The 22,544-nt window shown below is 46.1% G+C and carries 18 protein-coding genes; 12 read left to right on the top strand and 6 right to left on the bottom strand.

All coding sequences use genetic code 11. From position 1 onward, the window contains the following. Positions 1-36 precede the first annotated feature (36 nt). The 3 genes from gloB (at position 37) to ACXACM_RS15210 (ending at position 3,136) form a co-directional block, all read left to right on the top strand. Positions 37-834, top strand: coding sequence for a hydroxyacylglutathione hydrolase (gloB, locus tag ACXACM_RS15200; protein WP_474822782.1), 798 nt, complete (start codon positions 37-39; stop codon positions 832-834). A 64-nt stretch (positions 835-898) separates the two neighbouring features. Beyond that, positions 899-2,569: a lytic transglycosylase gene (locus tag ACXACM_RS15205; RefSeq protein WP_474822783.1), complete on the top strand. Its 1,671-nt coding sequence runs from the start codon at positions 899-901 to the stop codon at positions 2,567-2,569. Between the two features lie 99 nt (positions 2,570-2,668). Then, positions 2,669-3,136, top strand: coding sequence for a methyltransferase family protein (locus ACXACM_RS15210; protein ID WP_474822784.1), 468 nt, complete (start codon positions 2,669-2,671; stop codon positions 3,134-3,136). A 47-nt stretch (positions 3,137-3,183) separates the two neighbouring features. Here the strand turns inward: ACXACM_RS15210 and cysS are convergent, their stop codons facing one another. Continuing rightward, on the bottom strand, positions 3,184-4,563 hold the full coding sequence (gene cysS / locus ACXACM_RS15215; protein WP_474822785.1) for a cysteine--tRNA ligase: 1,380 nt from the start codon (positions 4,561-4,563) through the stop codon (positions 3,184-3,186). 168 nt (positions 4,564-4,731) lie between these two features. Here cysS and ACXACM_RS15220 point away from each other — a divergent pair, with 168 nt between their 5' ends. The 7 genes from ACXACM_RS15220 (at position 4,732) to ACXACM_RS15250 (ending at position 13,193) form a co-directional block, all read left to right on the top strand. Further along, a complete protein-coding gene (locus ACXACM_RS15220) occupies positions 4,732-5,226 on the top strand; it encodes a peptidylprolyl isomerase (RefSeq protein WP_474822787.1) in 495 nt (164 codons plus the stop codon). Positions 5,227-5,275: 49 nt separating this feature from the next. Further along, positions 5,276-6,016: a UDP-2,3-diacylglucosamine diphosphatase gene (gene lpxH / locus ACXACM_RS15225; RefSeq protein ID WP_474822788.1), complete on the top strand. Its 741-nt coding sequence runs from the start codon at positions 5,276-5,278 to the stop codon at positions 6,014-6,016. A gap of 361 nt (positions 6,017-6,377) precedes the next feature. After that, complete coding sequence (locus ACXACM_RS15230; RefSeq protein WP_474822789.1) at positions 6,378-7,961, top strand: alkaline phosphatase; 1,584 nt, start codon at positions 6,378-6,380, stop codon at positions 7,959-7,961. A 13-nt stretch (positions 7,962-7,974) separates the two neighbouring features. Continuing rightward, entirely contained in the window at positions 7,975-9,900 is a 1,926-nt protein-coding gene (locus ACXACM_RS15235) for an alkaline phosphatase (RefSeq protein WP_474822791.1), read from the top strand. 62 nt (positions 9,901-9,962) lie between these two features. Continuing rightward, the gene (locus ACXACM_RS15240) at positions 9,963-10,712 is read left to right on the top strand and encodes a hypothetical protein (RefSeq protein ID WP_474822792.1); all 750 of its coding nucleotides are present in this window, start codon (positions 9,963-9,965) and stop codon (positions 10,710-10,712) included. 95 nt (positions 10,713-10,807) lie between these two features. Further along, entirely contained in the window at positions 10,808-11,434 is a 627-nt protein-coding gene (locus tag ACXACM_RS15245; protein WP_474822794.1) for an OB-fold-containig protein, read from the top strand. 25 nt (positions 11,435-11,459) lie between these two features. Next, a complete protein-coding gene (locus ACXACM_RS15250; RefSeq protein WP_474822795.1) occupies positions 11,460-13,193 on the top strand; it encodes a flotillin family protein in 1,734 nt (577 codons plus the stop codon). Positions 13,194-13,405: 212 nt separating this feature from the next. Here the strand turns inward: ACXACM_RS15250 and ACXACM_RS15255 are convergent, their stop codons facing one another. Then, entirely contained in the window at positions 13,406-14,302 is an 897-nt protein-coding gene (locus tag ACXACM_RS15255; RefSeq protein ID WP_474824378.1) for a DODA-type extradiol aromatic ring-opening family dioxygenase, read from the bottom strand. A 93-nt stretch (positions 14,303-14,395) separates the two neighbouring features. Further along, complete coding sequence (locus ACXACM_RS15260; RefSeq protein WP_474822797.1) at positions 14,396-14,845, bottom strand: DoxX family protein; 450 nt, start codon at positions 14,843-14,845, stop codon at positions 14,396-14,398. A gap of 192 nt (positions 14,846-15,037) precedes the next feature. On the opposite strand from ACXACM_RS15260, the gene ACXACM_RS15265 reads away from it, so the two are divergent. Further along, positions 15,038-15,943 (top strand): LysR family transcriptional regulator, encoded by a 906-nt coding sequence (locus ACXACM_RS15265; protein ID WP_474822798.1) that lies wholly within the window; start codon positions 15,038-15,040, stop codon positions 15,941-15,943. 78 nt (positions 15,944-16,021) lie between these two features. Here ACXACM_RS15265 and ACXACM_RS15270 read toward each other — a convergent pair whose 3' ends face one another. Genes ACXACM_RS15270 through miaE form a run of 3 tightly spaced genes read right to left on the bottom strand, consistent with a single transcriptional unit; the run spans position 16,022 to position 19,709 of the window. After that, entirely contained in the window at positions 16,022-17,914 is a 1,893-nt protein-coding gene (locus ACXACM_RS15270; protein ID WP_474822800.1) for a DUF3857 domain-containing protein, read from the bottom strand. Then, positions 17,904-18,941, bottom strand: coding sequence for a hypothetical protein (locus ACXACM_RS15275; protein WP_474822801.1), 1,038 nt, complete (start codon positions 18,939-18,941; stop codon positions 17,904-17,906). Before ACXACM_RS15275 ends, ACXACM_RS15270 begins: the two co-directional genes overlap by 11 nt. 12 nt (positions 18,942-18,953) lie before the next feature. After that, positions 18,954-19,709 (bottom strand): tRNA isopentenyl-2-thiomethyl-A-37 hydroxylase MiaE, encoded by a 756-nt coding sequence (gene miaE / locus ACXACM_RS15280; protein WP_474824380.1) that lies wholly within the window; start codon positions 19,707-19,709, stop codon positions 18,954-18,956. A gap of 536 nt (positions 19,710-20,245) precedes the next feature. Here miaE and ACXACM_RS15285 point away from each other — a divergent pair. Continuing rightward, a complete protein-coding gene (locus tag ACXACM_RS15285) occupies positions 20,246-22,531 on the top strand; it encodes a FepA family TonB-dependent siderophore receptor (RefSeq protein ID WP_474822802.1) in 2,286 nt (761 codons plus the stop codon). The last annotated feature ends 13 nt before the right edge of the window (positions 22,532-22,544 follow it).

The following is a 22,544-nucleotide window of genomic DNA, read 5'->3' on the forward strand; positions in this document are numbered from 1 at the left end:
GTATCGCATAAATATCTCTCCACAAGCAGGTACGTCATGAACAATCCATCTGATACATTGCCGGAAGGCCTTCAGATAACCGCAGTTCGCGCCCTTCAAGACAATTATATCTGGTGTTTGCACAATCAAAAAAACGTTGTTGCAGTAGACCCGGGAGACGCTGCGCCTCTGCTTGCTTTTTGCCAGGAGCACCAACTCGAGCTTGCGGCCGTGCTTATTACCCACCATCACCGCGACCACACTGGCGGCATTGCGAAACTCGCTTCCGTCTATCCTAACTTACCCGTCATTGGTCCATCGGGAGGACACATTCGTGGTCTGACTAAGTCAGTTGATGAAGGAGACACGGTATCCTTACCGTCGCTCAACTGCAAATTCACTGTTATCGAAGTGCCCGGTCATACCCTTGATCATCTGGCTTTTTTTGGCCATGGCCTTGTGTTTTGTGGCGATACGTTATTCTCGGCGGGCTGTGGCAGACTCTTCGAAGGCTCAGCGGAGCAAATGTATTACTCGCTGAACAAACTTAAGCGTCTACCAGACGACACCCTTGTGTACTGTACCCATGAATATACACAAGCCAACATTCAGTTCGCCAAAGCAGTAGAACCAGAAAACACTGAATTACAGGAATACGCAGCCAATGTTCATGCGCTCAGACAACAGGATAGAGCCACACTGCCCTCCCAGTTAGCGAAAGAGAAAGCCATCAACCCCTTTCTCCGCGCCCATTGCGAAGCGGTACAACAAAGTGCTGCCTCGTATAGTGGCACACCACTTGCTGACGACACAGCGGTTTTTGCTGCCATTCGCCGTTGGAAGGACGAGTTTTAATGCATTTACCTTAAACTAAAGTTAAACTTATCTGATGTATGATGTAATGCGAGGAAGCACTATAATGAAAAGACAACTGAGCCTACTCGCCAGTCTTTCTTTCGCCGCCTTTTTAGCTGGCTGTCAATCAACTGACCAACTCGTTAACGAAACCAGCCCCGTTGAAAAGGCGAATGACACTAATGAAACCTGTGAAGTTGGCCAAACGCCTATAACTGATGAGCAGGCTTGTGATGTTGCCAAAGAAGGGGTAATTGAGGTCGTTCATCCGGTAGAAGACGTGGTGGAAACCCTGGAAGACGTGACCGTCCCACAGACACCTCCGCCTGTTCCCATTGAAGATGTGTGGACGAGGATCAGCAATCAGTTTGCCTTCGACATTCCTGACAATAATCGTGTAACCCTGCAAAGAAACTGGTACCTGAAGCACCCGGAATACATGGCTCGGGTAGTCAATCGCGCACGTCCATTCCTTTTTTATATTACTGAAGAAATCGAAAAGCGGAATATGCCACTGGAAATTGCATTGCTTCCCATAGTGGAGAGTGCTTTTGACCCGTTTGCTTATTCTCACGGTCGTGCCGCTGGTATGTGGCAGTTTATTCCTGGCACTGCAAAACGGTTTGGCATTCGTCAAACCTGGTGGTATGACGGTCGAAGGGATGTGATTGCCTCAACCCAGGGTGCGCTGGATTACCTCACCTATTTAAACGAGATGTTTGACGGCAATTGGCTGCATGCACTAGCAGCCTACAACAGTGGTGAAGGCAGAGTGTTGCGAGCCATTAAACGGGCGAAAGCCGCTGGGAAAAAAACCGATTTTTGGTCACTCGACCTACCTCGGGAAACCCGTGCTTATGTGCCAAAACTACTGGCACTTGCTGACATACTCAAAAAGCGCGATGACTACGCCTTTGCATGGCCAGCTATAGACAATATGGAAGCGGTTAAAGTGGTAGATATTGGCTCTCAGGTAGATTTGGCATTTGCAGCTGAATTAGCAGATATGAAACTCGAAGCCCTACATGCACTTAACCCGGGCTTTAATCGCTGGGCAACGGACCCGGACGGCCCTCATCATCTATTGCTACCTGTTGCCAAAGCTGAAGCTTTCTCAAATCAATTGGCTTCTATAGACAGACAAGACAGACTCAATTGGGTACGTCATACGGTGAAATCCGGTGACAGCCTGCTTAAGCTGGCAAATAAATACCACACCACTGCAGCCATTATTAAGCGAATAAACGGGCTTAAGTCGAACACTATTGTAATTGGCGACGCCATTATGATCCCTGTAGCATTGAAAGAACTCGATGCCTACTCTCTTTCTGAGGATCAGCGACTCGCATCGTTGCAAAGTACAGCGCGTACAACAGTGAAGAAAACGCACAAAGTGAAATCTGGTGACACCCTTTGGGATATCTCACGCTTGTATAAAGTCAGTACCCGTGACCTGGCGAAATGGAACGGCATGGCGCCAAATGACCCGCTTATGCCAGGTAAAACCCTGGTTGTATGGCAGGGCGAGAAAATTAAACGCGGTGAAAAAGGTATAGTGCGCTCACTCACCTACACTGTTAAACCGGGTGACAGCTTGTCTCGCATCGCGAGTAAATTTAACGTTAAAATCTCTGAGATTACTCAGTGGAATAACCTGAGTAAGAATAAGTACTTACAACCAGGTCAAAAGCTAAAATTGCACGTGGATGTGACTCGAACAAAAAATATTGGCTAAGAAAGTAAGGCATCATGCAAGCTAACTAACGGAACAGTAAAGGTTATTCAGGTCACAAGCTGGCAAAGCGGGCCTGACATAGCCATCGGTGAAGCCCTTATGAAATATTTGGAATTAAAAATACCTCCGGTGGTAATACTATTTCTTGGTGTCGTCGTATCGGTAGCAGATAGACTCTATTTCGGCGAATGGTTTTCTATTCATACCTTTCTGCCAGGTGCAGCCTTTATTATTGCTGGAGTTATGATTGGGCTCTCTGCGGTACAAACCTTTCGTTCTGCGGCAACAACTGTAGACCCTCGTGATCCAAACAAAGCGTCGTCGCTGGTTGTCGAAGGGATCTTCAACGTCAGTAGAAACCCAATGTACCTGGGATTACTGTTTATCCAAATTGGTATCGCGCTGATGTGCAGTAGCGTGGCAGGGCTGTGTTTTGCGCCGCTTTTGATGTGGTATTTAACGCGTTTCCAAATTATGCCGGAAGAAAGGCATATGGGCGAAAAATTTGGAGAAGATTACAGCCTGTATTGCCGTCAAACCCGGCGATGGTTGGGCAGATACAAATAAAAAAACTATAAACCGCGCCAGTCAAAACCGGCACGGTTTTTTAGCCTTTACCCCCGGCGCCAGGTGGTGCCTTGTGCACCATCTTCCAACACTACACCTAACGCAGTTAGTGCATCTCTTGCGGCATCGGCAGCAGCCCAGTCTTTACTCGCCCTGGCATCATTGCGCTGCTTTATCAAGGCTTCAATATGCGCGGTTTCATCGTCGCTAACACCGCCCTGTAACCAGGCTGCCGGCGCTGATTGCAACACGCCCAGAATACCCCCTAACCCTTTCAGTACTGCTGCCAGTTTCCCGGCTTCCTCAGCATCCGTTTTTTGCTTATTGATGTCACGGGCAACTTCAAACAATACCGCCACCGCTTCTGGCACATTGAGGTCGTCATTCATGGCAGCTTCAAATTTTGCCAAATAACCACCGTATTCAAGCGGCGTACTGTCAACAGGCGTAACGTCGCGAAGCGCAGTGTAAAGCCGCTCAAGCGCTGATTTAGCCTGAGTGATGTTGTCCAGCGAATAACTCAATTGGCTGCGGTAATGAGCCGACATCAAAAAGAATCGCAAAGATTCTGCATCGTGTTCTTTTAACACATCCCTGAGGGTGAAGAAATTGCCCAACGATTTAGACATTTTCTCGTTGTCTACCTGAACCATGCCAGCGTGCATCCAGGTATTTACATAAGGCGTGTCAAAGGCGCAGCACGATTGTGCCACCTCATTTTCGTGGTGAGGAAACATTAAATCTGACCCACCGCCGTGAATATCAAAATGAGCGCCGAGATGCTTGTGATTCATTGCCGAACACTCAATATGCCAACCTGGACGGCCTTCCCCCCAGGGAGAAGACCAACTTGGCTCCCCTGACTTAGCCTTTTTCCACAATACAAAATCGAGTGGATCGTCTTTTCCTGCCGCTACTTCAACCCGGGCCCCGGATTGCAGTTGCTCAAGGTTTTGCTTACTCAATTTTCCGTAATCGGGAAATTTACTCACGTCAAACAACACATCGCCGCTATCGACCACATAAGCAAACCCTTTGACTATCAGCGTGTCGATAATATTAATTATCTCGGGCATGTGGGTAGTAACTTTGGGCTCGATATCAGGTTCCAGCAAGTTAATTGCCGCAAAGTCTTCGTGCATCATCGCAATAGTGCGTTCGGTGAGTGCCTGCACACTTTCACCATTGTCGTTCGCACGAGCAATGATTTTGTCGTCCACATCAGTAATATTGCGCACATAGGTTACGTCGTAGTTTAAGTGTCTGAGGTAACGCACCAGCAAGTCAAAACTTAAGTATGTTCTGGCGTGGCCCATGTGGCTGAGGTCGTACACCGTAATACCACACACATAAAGCCCAACTTTTCCTTCCTGTAGCGGAACGAAAGGCGCTTTTTCACGAGTGCGGGTATTGTAAAGGTGTAGCATGGTAGTCCTCTGTGTTTGTATTGATAATTTCGGGCCGAAAGTGTAGCACTACCAACCCCTGTCGCACAGGTTTTGCCGTGTTTTAGCAGTGAATAATTTTACTTAAGGTTGAAATCGGCTACCATTAGCCCACTTTCAAACGCCGTAGATACAAATAAGGGGCGCAACATGGTTACTTTGAAAACCAACTTTGGGGACATCACCCTCGAACTTTTCGCAGATAAAGCACCAGTTACTGTTGAGAATTTTCTCAATTACGTAAAGGAAGGCTTTTACGATAACACCATTTTCCACCGTGTTATTGACGGTTTCATGATCCAGGGCGGCGGTTTCACAGCCGACATGGAACAGAAACCCACCAACGCAACTATCGTCAATGAAGCCAACAATGGTGTTGCTAATGACGCAGGCACCATTGCAATGGCGCGTACTAACGATCCGCACTCAGCTACAGCACAGTTTTTTATCAACATAAAAGATAACGATTTTCTGAATTTTTCCAGCGAATCCGTAAATGGCTGGGGCTATTGTGTATTCGGAAAAGTATCTGCTGGCATGGACGTCGTGGAAAAAATCAAAAACGTAAAAACCGGCACTAGTGGCTTCCATCAGGACGTGCCAGAAGAGCCGGTAATTATCGAATCTGCTGTTATCGCAGAATAAACACTGCTCAGGGGGGCGCCTTGCCCCCCTTCTATTGTTGTACATCACCATGCCGTTTACTTACTTTATTGCCGACTTACACCTCAGTGATGACCGCCCGGATATTACTGCGTGCTTGATGACGTTTTTACAGCATGAAGCCCCGCAGGCTGAAGCACTTTATGTACTTGGCGACTTATTTGAAGTGTGGATTGGCGATGACAATATCACCCCATTTAATGAACACATCGCTGCCGCGTTTAAACAGGTCAGCTTATGTACTCCTGTGTATTTTATTCACGGCAATCGTGATTTTGCCATCAGGGATACCTGGGCGAAGAAAGCCGGAATGACATTGCTCAACGAGCAGGAAGTCATCTCTCTCTACGGCACACCAACACTTATCACTCATGGTGACGAACTATGTACCAGAGACGTGGCTTACCAGAAATTCAGGAAGAAGAGCAGGAGTTGGTGGTGGCCAACGCTGATGCTCGCATTACCTCTGTGGTATCGTCGTCGGGTAGCAGAAAATGGTCGTAAAAAAAGTAAACTCAATCAGCAAGGCCTCAAACCTGAGATAATGGATGTGACGCCGGCAGAAGTCGAAAGAGTCATGGCGAAATATCAGGTAACACAGTTGATCCACGGCCACACTCATCGCCCGAATATTCACACCCTTCAGGTTAACGGTGAACCAGCTACACGTATCGTATTAGGAGATTGGTACGACCAGGGGTCAGTTCTTAAAGTCAGTGCACAAAGTATCCAACTCGAACAGCGAAAATTTTCAGCACAGCAACAAAACTAACGTGGTTTATTGAACAGGCAATCAATTAAATTTCTGCAACACCTAGCCATTAGCGTTGCGACCTTCTACTGACGCAGTGCTCTAACACATTGTTAAGTAATATCTTTATATTTCAAAGTGTTATGTTATAACAAACCAGACATGGAACTGTCATAAGCACGACATAAATCATTCATTTTTCGTTAACCCTACTGTCACAAAGCTTACCTACGCTACTTTCGACCCAGGCCAGGGATGTCTTCTTCAGACATCAGGAACAGAAGGTCCACACACCCCTTCTGCGACCACTGCCCGACCTGATGGCTTAAGGCTGAACTTTGCTTCAACGCCGATAATGACAACAAAATTAGGAATATCAGAAATGAAATTTAACTGGAAAGCTTCTGTTAGTGCACTGGCATTAGCGGTTTCTTCTGGTTTGCAGGCAGATGTATTGCCAGCATATCAGAGTGAAAACCCCTGGTTTACAGACGCACAGACTAAAATTGCGTCAAAGCTTGAAACATCAAACAACTTCAAAGCGAAAAATGTCATCCTTTTTGTGGGTGACGGCATGGGAATTTCCACACTCACAGCATCTCGCATCAGAAAAGGGCAACTCGCCGGTAACCCCGGAGAAGAAGGCTACCTCGCTTGGGAAGAATTTCCAGGAACAGCACTGGTCAAAACTTACAACGTTGATGCGCAAACGCCTGATTCTGCAGGTACCATGACGGCAATGATGTCTGGGCTTAAAACCGATGTTGGCGTTATTGGCGTCGATGCTGATATAGAGCGCGGAGAATGCGCTACTGTTGCGGGAAATGAAGTTATTACAGCTTTGGAGCTTGCAGAAATAAAAGGGTTATCTACGGGCGTTGTATCAACCGCACGTATTACCCATGCCACTCCTGCAGCTACCTATGCGAAATCTGCTGACCGCAACTGGGAAGATATCTCAGATATGCCAGAAGAAGCTGTTACAGCCGGTTGTGTCGACATTGCCGACCAACTCGTTAACTTTGAAACATTTCTTGAAGACCGCTACACAGGTATCGACGTTGACGGTATTGACGTAACAATGGGCGGTGGCCGTCGTCACTTCTTACCAAAAGATGCCGCTTTTAACAGCAATGATGCTGTAAGCGAAGTAGAAGGTGACAGAACTGACGAGCGGGACCTCACTGCTGAATGGCAAGCCATGTACGACGATGGTGTTTACATCACAGACAAGGCCGGTTTTGATGCTATTGATGCCGCTTCAACCACACGCGTATTAGGCCTGTTCAACGAATCCCACATGCAATATGAAGCAGATCGTGAAAACGATGTCGCCGGTGAGCCTTCAATTGCTGAAATGACAGACAAAGCCATTGATATTCTCGACAATAACGAAAAAGGCTTCTTCCTGATGGTTGAATCAGGACGCATTGACCACGCTCACCACGCAGGGAATGCTTCGGGTGCGCTATCGGATACGTTGGCTTTTGAAGCAGCAATTCAAGCTGCAGTTGATGCTACAGACCCATCGGAAACCTTAATTTTAGTTACCGCTGACCACGGACACGTGTTTACCATTGCCGGTTATCCTAAGCGCGGTAACCCTATCCTTGGCAAAGTCGTTAACGTAGGCGCAGATGAAGCCGCTGAAGCTGCAGATGGCATGCCCTACACAACCGTAGGTTACATGAACGGACTTGGTTTCGCTGATTTTGGCACTGAAACCAACTCAGATGCTATTTATGCGGAAGAAGCAAATGCCGGTCGTATGGACCTGACTACCGTTGATACCACTACCGCCGGTTACCACCAGGAAGCTTTGATTCCTCTGTCGTCCGAAACACATTCGGGTGAAGACATCTCACTGCATGGCATGGGACCAGGCAGCCAGCTTATTCAGGGTGTTATTGAGCAAAGTGTTGTATTCCACCTGATTAACCAGTCTTTAGGACTGATTGAAGAATAATAACGAGGACATCATGAAAGTATTTAAATATAGCCTTTTAGCATTGGCCCTGGCTGGCCTGACCGCATGTTCTCTTGACGGCGATGACGGTGCAGATGGCGCTGCAGGTCAGAACGGTACTGATGGTACAAACGGTTTAAACAGCCTTACAGTACAAACAGATTTGCCTGTCGGCGATGACAACTGCCCTAACAGTGGCGTACGCTTTGATTCAGGTCTGGATTCAGATAGCGACGGTACATTAGCAGAGTCAGAAATTACAGCCACCAGCTACGTCTGTGTGCCTGCTGAAACCTCCGTGTCTACTGACCAACTACTCACCAGTTTGAATAACGATTACTTCGTATCGGGTCAGGCAGAAGTTGAAGCAGCAAAAGCCACCTGGTTGCGCGCCACCGGCACGGCCTCCACTGATGGCGTACAAACAACCACAGCACAGGCAACAGTTACTAAACACGCTTCTGTTGAGGCGGCTGTAGCATCACTGAAAGGCAAAGCTAAAAATGTCATCCTTTTCGTGGGTGATGGTATGGGTGTGTCTACTGTGACGGCAGCGCGTATTTTAGAAGGGCAGATGAACGGCGAGAATGGTGAAGAAAATCAACTCAGCTTCGATCGCTTCCCTTTCGCAGGGCTTTCAAAAACTTATAATGTAGACGCTCAGACTCCAGACTCTGCGGGTACCATGACAGCGATGATGAGCGGTGTGAAAACCGATGTAGGCGTTATCGGTGTAGATGAAGATATCGAACGTGGCGAATGCAGCACAGTAGCTGGTAACGAACTTGTTACAGCGCTTGAACTGGCTGAATTGGCGGGAAAATCTACGGGTATCGTTTCTACAGCGCGTATTACTCATGCTACACCTGCTGCGACTTATGCAAAATCGGCTGATCGCAACTGGGAAGACGTTTCTGATATGCCAACAGATGCCGTTGACGCAGGTTGTGCTGATATTGCATCACAGTTGATTAGTTTCGAAGCAGATATGGAAGCCCGTTTTGACGGCGCTGATGTAGATGGCATCGAAGTGGTAATGGGAGGCGGCCGCCGTCACTTCTTACCTAAAGATGCAGCATTCAACAGCCCCGATGCATCAAGCAGTGTGGAAGGTGACCGTACCGACAATCGCGACCTGACTGCAGAATGGGCAAGCATGTATCCCAACGGTACATACATCTATGACCAGTCTGGTTTTGACGGCTTAAATACGGAAACGACCGAGCGTGTATTCGGCTTGTTCAATGAATCTCACATGCAATATGAAGCTGATCGCGGCAATGATATTGCTGGTGAGCCTTCAATTAGCGAGATGACTGAAGCTGCTATCAAGATCCTGGACAACAACGACAACGGCTTCTTCCTGATGGTTGAATCTGGTCGAATTGATCACGCCCACCACGCGGGTAACGCTTACGGTGCCTTAACTGACACCATTGCGCTGGCCGATGCGGTAGCCATTGCGGACGAGCTTACCAGTGATGAAGATACGTTAATCATTGTTACTGCTGACCATGGTCATGTATTTACCATCGCAGGTTACCCTAAGCGCGGTAATCCAATACTTGGTAAAGTGGTAAATGTGGGTGCTGAAGAAGCAGCTTCTGCTGCTGACGGCATGCCGTACACCACAGTAGGATACATGAATGGTCTTGGTTTCCGTGATTTAGGTGACGAAACCGACTCTGATGAAGGCTATGCGTACGATGTTGATACCGGTCGTAAGGATTTGACTGACGTTGACACCACAGCAGCAGGTTATCACCAGGAAGCGCTTATTCCGCTTTCTTCTGAAACCCACTCTGGTGAAGATGTTGGTATTTATGCCAAGGGGCCTGGTGCATTTTTGGTCAATAGCACCAACGAACAAAGTATCATTTTCCATGTGATGGACTTTGCTGGCGACCTTATCGAGGAAGCCGAAGCGGCAATAGAGTAAAACCAATAAGCTATATGGGCGCACCCGAGTGCGCCCTTGTTTTATGCACAAGGCAACAACAAATGAAAAAGACACTTCTGCTACTTATTACACTTACGGGCTCATTTAGTACTCTGGCCCATCAGAACGACGATGTTTTACACCTACAATGTGATGAGCAAGGGCAATGGATGAAGGCGGATTACGCAATCACGGAAAGTCGCGCCGACAAAAGCCACGAGCGCTCACTTACCTTGTGGAGAAAACCCAATGTAGTGGCTCATCAATACGAGCAGCAGCAGATAACACAAATGTGGGAACACGTTAATCACCGTGTAAAAGCAACCCGATTCTTCGACGCTCATCAACGAGCTATTGAATACCAACCAGGTGAGAGTATTCATGGTCATACCGACAACAATTGGCCTTATCGCAATCAGTTAATTAAACCAGAATTCATAACATCGCTGGAGAAAACCAGCACCGAAGGAACAGGGTGTACTCAGGAACAGCATTATCATGGTAGCAATGAACATGAATCTATCTCTTTAGTGTGGCTACCGGCTTTACATCTACTCAAGTCAATGACGGTTAATAAAAAGTACGGTGAACTTCACTGGGAGCTAAAAGAATTAGCCCATGACAAAGCATCTATCACCACCTTTTTTACTCAACGGGGTAATTTTCAGAGTACTGATTTTGCTGATATCGGCGATGACCACACCGACCCCTTTCTAACAAACATGGTGCATCAGGGTTTTATTGAGCCTGCCGCCTCTGGATTTTACGACGTCAATGGTGCGGCGCTCGAAGGACATGGCCACAGCCATTAATTGCGCCACTAAAATAGAAAGCAGACCCACACATTGCAATTGACCAGCGTTGTGGTATAAACCATAAACTGATTTTCATCATGGACGGTGAATGTATGTCTGCTTTCCTTCTCAACGATGCTAACTTCCTATTTACCTCTGCCCTTTGCATCGTAGTATTGCTTTTTTTCATCGAGATTGCTGGCCTTCTCTTTGGCACCAGCTTACTCGGCGTTTTTGATGACCTCCCCGACCTCGACACAGATCCGGAAATGCTAACAGGTATTTCGGCGCTAACTAACTGGTTAGCCCTGGACAAACTCCCTGTGATGATTTGGTTTGTACTTTTCTTAACGTTGTTTGGCATTGCCGGCATCGGGTTTAACATTGCGTATACCAGCTACATGCAAGGCCCGTTTATACCACCACTTATTAACGTGCCCTTATCAATGCTTGCATCGCTACTGCTTACTGGCAGATTGGGTGGCACACTTGCCCGGTTATTACCTAAGAACGAGTCGTCTGCCCTAAGCGCTGATGAGTTTGTAGGCGCTGTAGCTGTCATCACCATTGGTACTGCAAAAACGGGAAGTCCTGCAGAAGCCAAATTCACCGACAATCATGCTCAGCCACACTATGTTCTGGTTGAGCCTTTCGAGCCACACGATACATTTATAACTGGCGATAAAGTTATTCTTGTGGAAAAAACCAAGCATAGTTGGCTCGCCACCCGATACCTCTAACCTGCAGTAAAAAGGAAGTAGTGATATGGAACAATATTCTAACAATAATCTGCCAGCAGTACTGATCATTGCCGTCATAGTGGTGATTGCACTTATGGCGATTGGTTTAATTTTCGCAAAACTCTACAAACGGGCAACTAAGGAAACGGCGTTTGTAAGAACCGGATTGGGCGGAGAAAAGGTGATCAAGGATGGCGGTGCAATAGTATTGCCAGTGGTACACGAGATCATACCGGTGAATATGAATACCCTTCGCATAGAAGTGGAAAAAACCCAGAAAGATGCGCTAATTACTAAAGACCGCATGCGGGTGGATGTAAAAGCCGATTTTTATTTGCGGGTTGCGCCTAATGAAAGCGGTATCTCAATGGCAGCCCAAACACTGGGTACGCGTACTACCCGGGCTGAAGAAGTCAAAAAACTCATGGAGTCAAAGTTTGTCGATGTTTTGCGCGCAGTAGCTGCAGAAATGAGCATGACAGAGATGCATGAACAACGTGCGGACTTCGTACAAAAAGTACAGCAGAGTGTGGCCAATGATTTAGAGAAAAACGGCCTTGAGCTGGAATCTGTAAGTTTAACCGGTTTTGACCAGACAGATTTAGAGTTTTTCAATGAAAACAACGCATTTGACGCGGAAGGCCGTGCCAGATTGGCAAAAATCATTGAAGAAAAACGCAAAGAAACCAACGACATTCAGCAAGAAAACCGGATAAAAATTGAAACCCGCAACCTGGATGCAGAAAAAGAGTCCCTCAATATCAGACGTGAAGAAGAAGAGGCACGGTTAACGCAAGAGCAAGTACTGCAATTTAAGCGGCAAGAGCAAAAAGCCGAAATTGCAAAACAGCGGGAACAAAAAGAACGGGAAGAGCGTGAAGCCGCGATCGCCAAAGAGCGTGCCATTGAAACAGCAGAAATTGAAAAATCCAGAGAGCTGGAAACCCAGGAAATTGCGAAACGCAAAGCCCTTGAACAAGCTCGTATCGCGCAGCAGCAAGAGATTGAAGTTGCCGAGCAGGTAAAACAAATCGCGGTTGCCACAAAATCTGAAGAGGAATCTGCCGCCCGCGCTAAAGCTGCCGAAGCCGAAAAAGCGAAAGTAGAGAAAGAAGAAGCCGTTACAACCGCCCGACAAGTTGCAGACGCAAAACGTCGTATGGAAATTGAAGTCATTGATGCCCGTAAAGAAGCTGAGCGGGAAGCGGTGGGGATCACCGTAGAAGCGCAAGCGAAAAAAGAAGCTGCGGAGAACGCGGCAGAAGCCATTCTTACTGAAGCCAAAGCCACGGCAGATGCCAAAATACTGCAAGCTGAGGCCGATGAAAAAGTATTGGCAGTTGAAGCCGCGGGTAAACAAGCGCTCTATGATGCAGAAAATACGTTGAAAAATGAGCAGATTGATTTACAAAAATCCATGGCGATTTTGAAAGTACTACCGGAAATCATCGCCAGTGCCGTCAAGCCTCTCGAGAATATTGAAGGGATTAAAATTCTGCAAGGTTATGGCAGCGCTAATCAATCGATGGGAGACAGCACAGTAAGCACTGGCGGTGGTAGCATGGCTGACCAGGTAACTCAGGCGGCTTTGAACTACCGTGCTAACGCGCCAGTTGTCGACGCATTACTTCGTGAAGTAGGGTTGGTAGATAAACAATCTGGCACCCTGTCAGACCTTGTAAAAGGACAAAGTGACTTACTCACCCCCACCACCACTGAGCAAACTCAGGCAGGTGCAGGCTCGGAAAAAGAACAATAAATACTTCTGGATTAAAGCCTTGCTTTTATAAGCAAAAATAACAAAGAAGCAGTGCTTAGCACTGCTTCTTTCCATACCCGCAAAAATGCCCTTAGGTCTGTATTCGAAAAACTCTATAAAGTACCGTTCATGGTGATAATTTTTCTCATACACTTTGATTGAGCGCAGCATTCGCTGTGTTTATACTTCGTTCAGCCATTTTGACGATAACTCTAGTTATACCACACAAACATACTTGCGGGTTTACTTAACAAAATAAGTGACACAGCCTTATCAGCCGCTTTGTTGTTTGCTCCATAGCAAACATGCAACGGAATAAGGTGTTCTTCCCTAGGGTGTGCATATCGTGCGTCTGGTGCTGTAGACCAGTCGAGTAATCTTCCTTTGCGTTCATTTTCACTAAACGCATTGGCTTGCATAGTTGTTTGTAGCCAATTATTAAATTCCGTTGCTTTTCGAATTGCATCAAGAGCGCTGTCAAAAAAGCCCTGCATGTTATGAAACGAAGACCCAGACCCCAGTATTAAAATGTTTCGTTGAGAGTCATTTGCGTTACTCAAGGTATCCATACTCACTTCCGCCGCTTTCCTTAACGCTTGCCCCAACTCCATATGTTTAGACGGAGCCAAATCGGAAGTTATAGACACTTGTATACAGGGCACATCAGCCTTGGGATACATAATGCTTAACGGAATAAACATGCCGTGATCAAACCCACGTACCTTATCTCCTCGTACTGCAATGCCTTGTTCTGCCAAACGCTTTACTATCGAGTTTGCAAATGTTGCCTGCCCATTAGCCGCATATTTGATGGAATACGCTTCTTTAGGAAAGCCATAGTAATCGTAAATTAACGGGGGGTGCGGATGTGTAGTTACACTGACTTCCGATTCTTCCCAGTGTGCACTTATCACAATAATTGCGTCTGGTTTAGGTAGGTCTGACGCTAGTGATTTTAACGCTTCAATCATCTCACCATGATAGTTACCTGCTTTCCCCTCTCCTTTTGACTGCATTTCAAGCAAAGGCAACGGACCGCCGCCGTGAGAGATATACGCGGTGCTAACTCGCACGGGCGATTGTGTATTGGATTGCTTTAATTGTTGCATAGCACCACGCTTTAATAGATTCATTTAGAAGCTTTAACACCTGCGAAACCGGCACTGTTAAGCCGGTTTCAACATTGATGGAATTGTCTCGCCCTATTTACTGAGTCTGTCACTAATAAGTGAATCGATTGAGAATTTACCACCTCCCTGAATGACAAGAGCTGCTGTTGCTGCAAGTAGGGCTAGCGCAAATTCATAACCATTGTTTGACATAAACAAGCCGTTGGCTGCGTGCACGCTAAAAATAGCAATTACCATGGTAAATGCACTTACCAAGGCGGCAGGACGAGTGAGTAAACCTATAATAAGTGCTATACCACCAAAAAACTCCGCACTTCCTGCAAGCAGTGCCATTAAAAAGCCAGGCGCTAAGCCAATGCTCTCCATCCATTGCCCCGTGCCTTCAAGGCCGTAACCGCCGAACCATGCGAAAAGTTTCTGAGCACCGTGAGCACTTAAAATAATGCCAACAGGAATACGTAAAACCAAACTAGAAACACTGTTGTTAGAAGTAAAAATGTGTTGTAAAAACTGCTTATTCATTACCGAACCCTCAACTCTCTCATGATTAAAATTGTCCTATACCAAAATGATTAACGTGCCACGTTTCTTCATTGTGTTGGCGGTGCGCTAACCTTATGCATACAGAATAGTTACCAACAGCCATTGAATAAAGAGGCTAAATATTGAATTATTAACAACATAATATTGTTAATTTAGTGGTGTGGCTTAAAAGTGGATAGATTATCGCTGTTTAAAACCTTCGCTGTTGTTGCCAATGAAGGCAGCTTTACTAAAGCTGCGGAAAAGCTCGACACCTCAAATCAATTGGTAAGTAAATACATCGCTGAACTGGAAAAGCAACTGGATACTCGTTTGTTTAACCGCACTACGAGAAAAATTCACTTAACCGAGGCGGGCCAACAGTGCTTACAGCATGCTAAGCATATCCTTGAAAGTGTAAACGATATGGAAAGTCAGCTTGGATTGCTAAAGACAGAAGCCAAAGGCACACTGCATGTAAGTGCCCCAGTTTCTTTTTCAACGCTGCATTTAGCGGGCGCACTCAGTACCTTTCACCAAGCGCACCCCAACGTGTCGATTAACTTGCAGCTTAACGACCGAAAGATTGATGTTATAGACGAGGGGTTTGATGTTGCGATACGCGCAGGTCACCTTGCAAACTCAACCCTGGTTGCCAGAAAAATCACAACCATAAAACTTGCCCTTTGTGCCGCGCCGGCATATCTAAAAAAGTACGGTACGCCGCAGCATCCGAATGAATTAAAGCCTGAACACTATCTTGAGTACTCCTACGTTAACTACAATAGCGATAAATCTGCGTTAATTGCTGCATTAAAAGCAAATGCCCAGAAAGTGACGCCTAAACTAACCGCTAACAATGGAGAGGTGTTAACTAATGTTGCCAAGCAAGGAGAAGGTTACGTGCTCCAACCCACGTTTATTGCAGGTGAGGCTCTTAAAAAGGGGGAGTTAGTATCGATACTTGATGATTTCGTCCCCCAATCTATTTCGTTATATGCGGTTTACCCACACAGAAAACTGATTTCAAATAAGCTGCGGGTATTTATCGATTTTTTATGTAGCTATTTTGCAGATACGCCCTATTGGGACGCGTAGATCCTATAATTGAGTTACGCCCAGGGCCCGCTAACTGAAAAGGGATGTTGTGGACGCATTACTTCTTTCCATACCCGCCTATTTCATCGTGCCCAGATACATTGGCGTTTGTGCTTTAAATTTCTCAACTAATTGTTGTAGCTTTTCGTTCTGCTCTGCAGAGATCCAACCAGCAGGAATTGCCATTTCACTGACAACTTTCATAGATGCCATGCCATCTGCTATTTCACCGCGACTTACCGAGCGGGTAAAATGGCCTAATTCGTGTTGCAGGTTTACTGAAGCAGGAAACAGATTAACGCTCCATACTGCTGGCCATTGAAAAGAATAGGTTGTCACCACCTTACTGCCGGGAAAAAAATGCGCGTATTCGCTGTTATCATTGTCAATTGTGCCCAATTCATAGGTTATCCAGGCATCATCTTCCTGCAAATCAATGGCTTCTGCGGGGTCGAAATAGGGAGGAAACACACTCTCTGTTTTTGACGAAAGTCCTGCAGATAGCTTATCTGAGCCAGTAAACTCAACGCTGGTATCAGCGCCGCTGCCTACAATATCTTCATAGAGTTCAACACCCCACTCTTTCCGCTCGTCTTCGCTTTTCCCGAGCAAGCTATCTCTGATTTCCGATTCGTACTCGCCGCCGTACTCTACAATTTGCTCTTCACGCTGACCACCGTCTTCGCTAAGCGTAATGGAAGAATTAACAGTGAGCTTGTAGCGGTATGGATCAGCATGAAGGTTAACCAGCGTGCTCTCGCTATATAGAGGCAAAGACACTTTATTTTGGATCCAGTCTGATACCTGTTCCCATGAAGTACTCACATCCGTCGGATCTAGGCAGTATTGATTGTCATTTAAATCAAAGCATGCAACCACATGGTCAAACAGGGTTATTGTGGGAAGTAACACATTGTCTACTTTCATCCTGTCGGTATTCACCAATACCGGCTCGGCGGTTATACCCAACTCCCCTAGCATGGCAATAAGCAAGCTCGTTTTGTCTTTACAATCACCATACCGTTCCGCTAACGTGCTGGCGGCGCTATGGGGAACGTAAGCGTGGTTTGCTTCGGACATAGACACGTAGCGAATATCCTGAGCAACAAAACTAAACACTGAAGCAATTTTTTGTTCAATGGTTTCATCGTTTTTAGTGACTTGCGCTACTTGTTCGCGAATTTCTGCCCCCGAAGTTTGAGCCTGTCTGAAACCTTTGGCTATTACCTGACGAACGCTGTCCCACGAATCAATAGTACTTACTGTTACGCTGCCAAGTTCATCGTCCCATTCCACCACGTCATCGGTGTGTACCGGTGGAATATGTCTGCCTGTGCATACAAACCGGCGGTTACCCTGCTCACAATTCACAAACTCACTGTTTACCCTGTGATATAGCTGGGAAGATTTATCCCAGGAAATACTGAATTGATAAAAGACAAAATCAGCGTGTCGCTGTGGGTAGCTAATGTAAGACCAGACTCCGTCCTGCGCACCGAGAGACTCTTCTACCCTGTACTTGATCACAGTAACACCACCCTCTTCCAGACCAGGGTAAGACACCACAACTTGCTTAGTGTCAGAAAAAGAATTGTAAGAGTCGGTGTCGAGCACTTTTAGATGCTTGTCGTCAGCCCAGCGCACTGCACCTGCCGGAGAGACAGACGCGGCAGATATAACTTCGAGATTCTCAAAGCCCTGACGAAAATAAATCGATTCATACCCGCTGTCTTGTACAAGGGTTTTGGTTGGGTAATACCAGATATCTGTTACCGTGGTAACAACGATATCCTGCCCAACATGTATGTCGGTAGTTGTAAGCAAACTGGTTAATGAATCGGGATTGGTTTCAAGGGCAGCCAGCCTTGCAATGGCATCGTCTACCAAAGCCTGATCCTGCTCCATTGCATGACCGTTGACATGAAACCCGCAGAAAATGAAAGCCATCAATAAAAAGCGATTACTGATCATAATTGACAAGTCCCTGTGCATCATTAACGAACGCCTCTTTATAATTATCAAGTTCAATCGTAGAAACAGCCAGGTAACCCGTTACTTCAACAAGAGAACTATCCCCTTCGATCAGGGTGGCGAGATAAACTTCTGCGTCAAGCCCCTGCTTACTCACACACACTATATCAGCCCGTAAAAACAAGGTTTGCTGGTAAAAAGATATGTGGGACTCACAGCTCGGTTGTGCAAACTCACCGGTAAATTCTTCCAGTCTCGATTGAGCAATATCGTTAAAGTCGCGCTCTTCTTTATCGTAATAAAATACGCTGTACCACATATCGTCCAGCGGGCCATCTAACTCGAATATGGCGCTACCGTCAGATTGGCTACCGATGTCGTTAATCACCCAGTCGGGCTGGCTTAGCGTTAGTGAAAAGCGCTTGTCACTATCCTGAATTGCCGCGCCAACCGGCACTTTCTCTGCCATTGCCCTGTCTGCACCTTGCCAAATAAAATAACCATATACGATCAACATCACAGGTAATAACAAGGTAACAATTATCCATTCCGGGACGTTATAACCAGAGGCGCGATACATAGCGGTTTGGTTTTTGAACTGCCTACGCAACTTGTTTACCCGCCGGAACAAAGGCAAGTACAATAAAATATAAATAGCGAACACAAACAAATTAAGAGACAAACTGGCAGGCATGAAATCCACAACAATGAAATACATGCCGACACAGAAGGTGACTGTCATCCATAGATAATCCTGTGCTTTTGACCATCCCGGCTGATTTACCATGTTCTCTGAAGCCCGTAGCTTTGAGAAAAACAGCGGAAAAGCAACAGGTTGAACGAATGCAAATAGTGGAACAAAAAACCACAGAAAAGGCGTGAGTGATTGGCCAGTGATACGCTTGATATCACGTGCGGCATAAGCAAACCAAACGGAAATAGAAATACTGACAGTACTCAATGCCAGCAAACATTCGAGGATAGCAGAACGTGACGGTGCCGTTACCGTCTCTTCTGTAGATGACATACAACCAATCCTTTAGTTACAGGGCGTCCCACTGTGAAATTTAAAATCGTTATCGGGAGATAAAATGAGGTTTTCTTCTACCCGACGAAAATGCTGAACCCGTTGAGAGATATCCTTACCAGCTATGTCTTCTGCCAAAGTAAGATAATCCTGATAATGCCTCGCTTCTGAACGAAGCAAAGAAGTATAAAAATCACCTAAGCGTTTGTCTACATGGGGGGCTAATTTGGCAAAACGTTCACATGACCGCGCTTCAATATAAGCACCGCATATTAACTTATCAATTAGCGCTTCAGGCTCGTAAGTGCGAACTTCTCGTAACATCCCCCGGGCATAACGACTCGAACCAACAGACTCGTAAGCGATTCCAAACTCATTCATTATCTCTAACACCTGATAAAAATGGTGTAATTCTTCCTTTATGAGCAAAACCATTTTGTCGATTAAGTCCTGGCTGTAAGGTTCACCAGACTTGGGAAGCATAGACTTGTTAAGTTTTTGATGATTGGCGAGTTCCTGCCAATCACCTACTTTTCGGTAAGTAAAATCTTCAAATGGCTTGAGCCACGCAAGCAGTGCATCACCACTCTCTTTATCTACAGCGTATTTACGAATGAGATACATGGCAGACTGTGCGGCTTTCAATTCGCAGACAAGATGATCCAGCAAAACTATAGGCAAGTTCTCTTTTTTAACGGCTTCCCGCAACCATTCATCTGGCGTTTCACAACCCAGAAAATCATAAATAGGGGTTAATAAATCTTCCAACTCTGTCACTCGGCTACATTGTTTACGTTCTTCATTGAGAACATATGCTTTATTACGCTTATCATAACACAGTCACATTGCGTTGGGATGTTACCTTTAACTGCAACGTATATTGAGCACTGCAGCTCCTAAAAGCAAAGATGGAATACTTATCACCTCTTCCGCTCCTTTGCCCACTTTTAGAAAAACTTAAAAGAATTTATATTTTTAGTTGTTTGAAAATGATAATCGTTATCATTATTATATCCTCAATTTGAGGATGACTAGCCTGTTCTTGCAATCTAAGAAGATAAGTAAAGCAACGAACATTCCCTATGACAGGCAGGGAAAGGCAAATTTCTGCGGCTAGCTCTTTTTGGACATTTTCTTGGGAATAAAAAAAACATTACACCAGAAGTCCGAACTCAAATACAAAGCGCTTTGCCCCTTGTTGACAAACTTGTCAATTATATAGCAACAGCGCACGTAGTCAGACACAACATATTGAAATAGCTGGTCAGTGACCAGCCTACAGTCAACTCATTAAGGATCATTAAATGCCTGTAAATGGTAAGCGCACTATATTGTTAGGAACCCTGTTTCCCATGTTGTCAGCGGGTGTGCTGGCGCAAAGTGAAGAGATAGAAACACTCGATACCACCGTTGTGCAATCTGCGTCGGAAGAGCTCAAGCAAGCACAAGGCGTCTCTATCATCACTGAAGAAGATTTCAAACGTCGTCCTGTCACTAACGATATCGCTGAAATTGTAAGAACTATGCCGGGTATTAACCTAACAGGTAATTCAAGCTCAGGGCAGTACGGCAACAAACGCCAAATCGACATTCGTGGAATGGGGCCGGAAAATACGCTTATTTTAATTGACGGCAAGCCAGTGTTATCACGTAACTCCGTAAAAATGGGCCGCTCAGGCGAGCGAAATACGAGAGGTGACAGTAACTGGGTTCCGGCAGAAGCCATTGAGAGCATTGAGGTTATCCGTGGTCCAGCCGCCGCGCGCTACGGCTCTGGCGCATCAGGTGGTGTTATCAATATCATTACTAAGTCTCCTGATGAAGCTTCTACTTCTCTCACTGCTCAAACTGAGCTTTCATCTAATAAATACGAAGGTGATAACCGCCGATTTAACCTGGTTGCCAGTGCACCTCTATCCGAGCGCTTCTCTCATCGCACCATCCTTAACTATAACGAACAAGACGCCGACGATCCGCAAATCAATTTGGACGACTCCGGGTTAAACAGTCGCGGTACCGCTTACGCCGTTGGCGCTGGCCGAGAAGGCGTTGAAAACATCGATGTGCGTACTCTCGTTCGATTCGATCAGGATGAGATTAATCGCTGGGATTTTGAAGCAGCCTACAGTCGACAAGGTAACCGCTATGCCGGTGACAATGCCTTTCAGGGTGTAAGTTTCCCAGTTGATGACGAAGGAAACCTCGTCGATATTGATTATGATGCACTGGATGATACCGACGCCCAAAACCTAATAGGTGAAGAAACACTGGTGATGCACCGTCGTACACTTGGGGTAACACACAATGGTGAATATGACTTCGGTGATTCGTTTAGCTACATTCAATACGAAAGCACGTCTAACAGCCGTTTAGGTGAAGGCTCTGCCGGCGGAACAGAAGGGCGTATCAATAGTCTTGAAATGACCACCATCAAATTAGAGAACATCACGGCGAAAACCGAATGGAATGTGCCGTTAACGTTAGGCGGCTTTAATCAAACCGCAACGTTTGGTGCTGAATACCGCAAAGAGACCCTCGACGATGCAGTTAGCAATCAGCTTTCTCTGAACGTGGTAGATGACGGTACTATTCCTGGCGTAGAGACTGACCCGGAAAATCGTCCCTCTGAAACCGACGCCACGCTTGTAGGTGTGTATGTTGAAGACAACATCATGCTAACGGATTCAATCACACTAACGCCCGGACTGCGTTTTGATGATCACAGCAAAGCGGGTACAAACCTTAGCCCGAGCCTGAACGCATCATGGCAGGCATCGCCTAATATTGTAGTTCAAGGTGGTATTAGCCGAGCTTTTAAAGCACCAAACCTTTATCAGCTAAATCCTAACTATGTGTACTACACCCGTGGTAATGGTTGCCCAGTTGACTTCTCTAACTTAGGTGGCGGGTGTCACATTTTAGGAAACCCAGGCCTGGAGCACGAAACCTCAGTAAACAAAGAAATTGGTGTTAACTACACCAACGAACAGGGTTTGAACGCGGGTATAACGTACTTCCACAACGACTATAAAGACAAAATTGGCACCGGCAATGTGCCTCCCGAGTACGTATTACCAGGTGAAGAAGGTGGCGAGGCAAACGTTCAGGTATTCCAGTGGTTTAACGTTCCTGAAGCGGTTATTTCTGGCCTCGAAGGTAACTTGTTGTTCCCGGTCACCAACACTATTGAGTGGTCGACCAACTTTACCGTAATGCTTGAGTCAGAAGATAAGTCTACAGGACAGCCATTGTCGATAGTACCAGATTACACAGTAAACTCGCTGATAAGCTGGCAAGCTACCGATGCGCTTGAACTTGTAATTAGTGCTCAGCATTACGGTAAAACAGAAAGCCCAACGGCCAGCGTTAACTCGGGCGCTGTTATCGAAGCCGATGATCGCGAAGCCTACACCATCACCAATTTCAACGCCATTTACACGTTTGACGAAAACTTAAGTTTTAACGTGTCGGTTAAGAACTTGTTTACGGAAAGCGTTAAGCGTGAAGGTACTCAAGCGTCTAGTGCAGGAGCGAATACCTTTAATGAACCAGAAAGAAGCTTCTTGTTGTCTGCTACTTACCAGTTCTAATACTTAGCAAACA

It is taken from the genome of Alteromonas sp. AWQ4_252 (assembly GCF_056158205.1).